This is a genomic window from Mesorhizobium sp. NPDC059025, assembly GCF_042739655.1.
Taxonomy (GTDB): domain Bacteria; phylum Pseudomonadota; class Alphaproteobacteria; order Rhizobiales; family Rhizobiaceae; genus Mesorhizobium.
Genome location: NZ_JBHYIM010000030.1, coordinates 1 through 4491 on the forward strand (window position 1 = coordinate 1; position 4491 = coordinate 4491).

Below are 4491 nucleotides of genomic sequence, written 5' to 3' on the forward strand. Positions count from 1 at the left end.
ATGGCGCGCTGGCCCATGCCACCCGAGACTTCATGCGGATAGAGATCGAAGACACGCTTCGGATCGCGGATCTGCACCGCCGCCAGCATGTCGAGAGCACGTTCCCTTGCCTCGGCTTTCGAGACCTTCTCATGGGTGCGCAGGGTCTCGACGATCTGGCGGCCGATGCTGATGACGGGATCGAGCGAATACTTCGGATCCTGCAGGATCATGGCGACGCGCTTGCCGCGCAGCGCCCTGCGTTCGCGCGCCGGCAGCGACAGAAGATCGATGCCGTCGAACTGCAGCCGGTCCGCGCTCACCTCGGCACGTGGATCGGTGAGGCCCATGATGGCGCGGCCGGTCTGGGACTTGCCGGAGCCGGATTCACCGACGATGCCGAGGCGTTCGCGTCCCAATGAGAAGGAGACGCCACGCACCGCTTCGATGACCCCGGTGCGGGTGGGAAAGCGGACCCTGAGATTATCGACCTCGAGCAGGGTGCCGGCGTTCAACTTTGCATCCGTCGCGCTCATTGGCCGGAGCTCCTTGGATCGAGCGCATCGCGCAGGCCGTCGCCGAGCAGGTTGAAGCCGAGGCTGACGATGAGGATGGCCATGCCGGGCATGGCCGCCACCCACCACTGGTCGAGGATGAAGCGACGGCCAGAGGCAATCATCGCTCCCCATTCGGGCAACGGCGGCTGCGCGCCAAGTCCTAGAAAGCCGAGGCCGGCGGCAATGATGATGATGCCGGCCATGTCGAGGGTGACGCGCACGATCAGCGAGGAGATGCACATCGGCATGATGTGGCGCAGCACGATCCGCGCCGGCGAGGCGCCCATGATCTCGATGGCCTTGATGTAATCGGAGTTGCGCACCATCAGCGTTTCAGCACGGGCGATGCGGGCATAGGGCGGCCATGAAGTGATGGCGATGGCGATGATGGCGTTCTCGATGCCTGGCCCGAGCGCCGCCACGAAGGCCAGCGCCAGGATCAGCTTCGGGAAGGCCAGGAAGATGTCGGTGATGCGCATCAGGATCGCATCGGTCCAGCCGCCGGCATAGCCGGCGACGGTCCCGACGATGAGGCCGATGGGCGCGGCGATCAGCGCAACCAGCACGATGACATAAAGCGTCAGCCGCGAGCCGTAGATGACGCGAGAGAGAATATCGCGCCCCTGGTCGTCGGTTCCCATCCAGTGCGTCCAGTCGGGCGCCAGCAGGCGTGAGCCACGCAGGTCGCCCACCACCGGCGAGTAGGGGGCCAGCAGACCGGCAAAGATGGCGACGAAGACCAGTGCCAGGATGATGAAGAGCCCGATCACCGCCAGCTTGTTGGCGGTGAAGCGGCGCCAGGTCATGTAGGAGCGGCCAAGCCGCGCCTGCGTGCGCGATTGCGGCCGTTCCGACAGCAGCCACTCGCGCCAGCCTGTCTTTGAGGTCTCGGCTATGCTCATGACCGTGTCCTCGGATCGAGAAGCTGATAGAGCAGGTCCGACAACAGGTTGAGCGCGATGAACACCGCGCCGATCATGACGGTGGCTCCGAGCACGGCGTTCATGTCGGCGTTCTGCAGCGAGTTGGTCAGATAAAGCCCGATGCCAGGCCAGGAGAACACCGTCTCCGTCAGCACCGAGCCTTCGAGCAAGGTGGCGTAGGACAGCGCAATCACCGTCACCAGCGGTACGGCCGCATTGCGCAGCGCATGCCCCCAGATGATGCGTGTCTCCGACAGGCCTTTCGCACGGGCAGCCACCACGTATTCCTGGGCAAGCTCGTTCAGCATGAAGGAGCGCGTCATGCGGCTGATATAGGCCATCGAGATGTAGCCCAGCAGCGAGGCCGGCAGGATAATGTGCGAGAATACGTCGCGGAACGCGCCCCAGTCGCGCTGGATGACGGCATCGACCAGATAGAGCCCGGTGATCGGCGTGAAGGTGTATTCATAGGCGATGCCGATGCGACCTGGTCCCTCGACCCAGCCGAGTCTTGCGTAGAAGACCAGCAGGCCGAGCAGGCCTAGCCAGAAGATCGGCATCGAATAGCCGATGAGGCCAATAACGCGCACTGCCTGGTCGATGAACGAACCACGTTTTACCGCCGCCAGCACGCCGAGCGGGATGCCGAACAGCAGGCCGATCAGCGTGCCGACCGTCGCCAGTTCCAGCGTTGCCGGGAAAACGCGGCGGATGTCCTGCATGACCGGATAGGTCGACAAAACGGAGGTGCCGAAGTCGCCCTGCAGCGCCTTCTGGACGTAGAGCAGGAACTGTTGCCAGACCGGCAGGTCGAAGCCGTATTGCTGGCGCGCGGCCGCAACCACGCTGGCCGGAGCGCGGTCGCCGACGATCGCCAGCACCGGGTCGATCGGCATGACGCGGCCGATGAAGAAGGTGACCGCGATCAGCCCCAGGAAGGTGACCGCGGCGATGAAGATGAAGCGCAGCAGCGCGAGCCCGAGGGCGGAGGCTTTTTTGCGCCTCCGCCCCGGCTCATTGGTCGTGTGGGCGAGCGACAAGGTCGGTTACTTGGTTACCGGCGCCACGAAATTGGTGTCGAAAGTCGGCCCGAGCTTGAAGCCCTGCACGTTCTTGCGCAGGCCGGCAACCTCGGTCTGCTGCCAGATGAAGTTGAACGGACCTTGTTCGCGGATCTTGGTCTGAACGTCCTGATACATCTGGGTACGCTTGGCGGGATCACGCTCGAGCAAGGCCGCCGCCGATTCCTTCTGGATGTCCGCCGGCACGTCCCAGGCGTTGCGCCAGGCCAGCGTCTTGTTCATGGAATCGTCGGCATTGTTCGGGTTGGTGGCGAAGGTCTCCGAATTGGAGTTCGGATCCCAGTAGTCGACGCCCCACATCAGGATGGCGGCATCATGCTGACGGGCGCGGTAGCGGGTCAGCAGCTGCTTGAAGTCTTCCGGTACCAGCTCGATCTTGATGCCGGCCTGCGCCGCGGTCTGCTGGATGGATTCGGCAACGCCGGATTCCGGCTGGCCGCTGCGGGTGTCGAGCGTGATGGTGAACCCGTCCTTCAGGCCGGCCTTTTCCAGCAGTTCCTTGGCCTTGGCGATATCGAGCTTGTAGGGCTTGCCATCCACCGAGCCGAGGATGCCCTTGGGAAGGAAGTTCTGGTGCACCACGCCGATGCCCTTGAGCAGCGTGTCGCCAAGCGCGTCGTAGTCGATGAGGTACTTGAACGCTTCCCGCACTTCCGGCTTGGCGAGGTTGGGGTTCTTCTGGTTGAGGCTGACGTAATAGACCGTGCTCTTCGGCACCGAAGCGGTGGCGAGGTCGGCATTCTTGCCGACGGCCTCATAGTCGCCCGGCTGCAGGTTGCGGGCGATGTCGATGTCGCCCTTCTCCAGCAGCAGGCGCTGCGCGGCACTTTCCTTGACGTGGCGATAGATCACGCGCGTCATGTTGCCCTTGGTGCCGTAGTAGTTGTCGTTGCGCTCCAGCACGACGACTTCGTTGGCGCGCCATTCGCGGGTCTTGTACGGACCGGAACCGGCATAGTTGGTCTTCAACCAGGCGTTGCCGAAATCATTGTCGAACTTGTAGTCGGCGCTTGGCGTGGCGGCGGCGACATGTTCCTTGACCAGCTTGCTGTCGACGATGGCGCCGACGGTGGCGGTCAGGCAGTTCAGCACGAAGCTCGGCGCATAGGCCTTGTCGACCGTGAAGACGAAGGTGGAGGCATCCGCTGCCTTCGCCTTTTCGGCGACATTGTCGGCGGTGAGCCCGAACTGCTGGATGATGAAGGCGGGGCTCTTGTTGAGCTTGACGGCGCGCTCGAACGACCAGGCCACATCCGCGGCGGTGATCTCATTGCCGGAAGCGAACTTCAGGCCCGGCTTCAGCTTGAAGGTGTAGGTCAGGGCATCATCGGAGACGGTCCAGCTTTCGGCGATGCCGCCGACCACCTTGGTGGTGTCGTTGGCATCGAGGCGGACCAGCATGTCATAGGTGTTGCCGGTGATCTCACCGGTCGACAGCTCGAACGCCTCTGCGGGATCGAGCGAGATGATATCATCGATCGCCCAGGCCTGGACCAGCGTGTCGGGCGGGGTGTCGGCCAGCGCCGGGGCGCCGGCATAAACCAGGGCGGCAAGTGCGGCACCGGTCAGGAAGGTGCGCGAGCGGAGAGTGATCTTGTGCATCATCATCTTCGAATTTCCTTGTTTCGTCGCCCCTGTTCCCCGTGTGGGACGCGACGTCGTTGCGCCGACAGGCCTTATTTGTTGAAGCCTCGAACAACCATATCCGGCGCCTTTCGGCCCGGCAACGAGCATTTGTGTGACAAAAGCCGATCGAGCAGGGCGTGTTGAGTTTCGAGCGGCGATGCAGGCCTGTCCATGATGGCTGGATACTCCGTGTTGGGCATGAACCTCAACACGCCCTAAAACGTCTTTCCGCTCAGACCCTTTCGAGTGCGATGGCGATGCCCTGTCCGACACCGATGCACATGGTGGCGAGCGCGAGGCGGGCGTTGCGTTCCTTCAGTTCCA

Annotated in this window: 4 protein-coding genes; all 4 read right to left on the reverse strand. The window is 63.3% G+C overall.

Going from position 1 to position 4491, the window contains the following annotated elements; all coding sequences use genetic code 11:
* Positions 1–515: ATP-binding cassette domain-containing protein (locus ACFWYE_RS30920; protein WP_379115811.1), on the reverse strand; the 515-nt coding region annotated here is incomplete at its 3' end.
* Positions 512–1438 (reverse strand): nickel transporter permease, encoded by a 927-nt coding sequence (nikC, locus tag ACFWYE_RS30925; RefSeq protein ID WP_379115812.1) that lies wholly within the window; start codon positions 1436–1438, stop codon positions 512–514. The genes nikC and ACFWYE_RS30920, both read right to left, overlap by 4 nt.
* Positions 1435–2430, reverse strand: a complete 996-nt coding sequence (locus tag ACFWYE_RS30930) for an ABC transporter permease (protein ID WP_379115814.1) — start codon at positions 2428–2430, stop codon at positions 1435–1437. The genes nikC and ACFWYE_RS30930 overlap by 4 nt, the downstream gene beginning before the upstream one ends.
* Before the next feature lie 75 nt (positions 2431–2505).
* On the reverse strand, positions 2506–4149 hold the full coding sequence (locus ACFWYE_RS30935; RefSeq protein WP_379115813.1) for an ABC transporter substrate-binding protein: 1644 nt from the start codon (positions 4147–4149) through the stop codon (positions 2506–2508).
* Positions 4150–4491: the final 342 nt, after the last annotated feature.

Excerpts from the sequence above, each read along its gene's own strand:
- ACFWYE_RS30935 (WP_379115813.1), bottom strand. The coding sequence starts at position 4,149 with ATGATGATGCACAAGATCACTCTCCGCTCGCGCACCTTCCTGACCGGT.
- nikC (WP_379115812.1), bottom strand. The coding sequence starts at position 1,438 with ATGAGCATAGCCGAGACCTCAAAGACAGGCTGGCGCGAGTGGCTGCTG.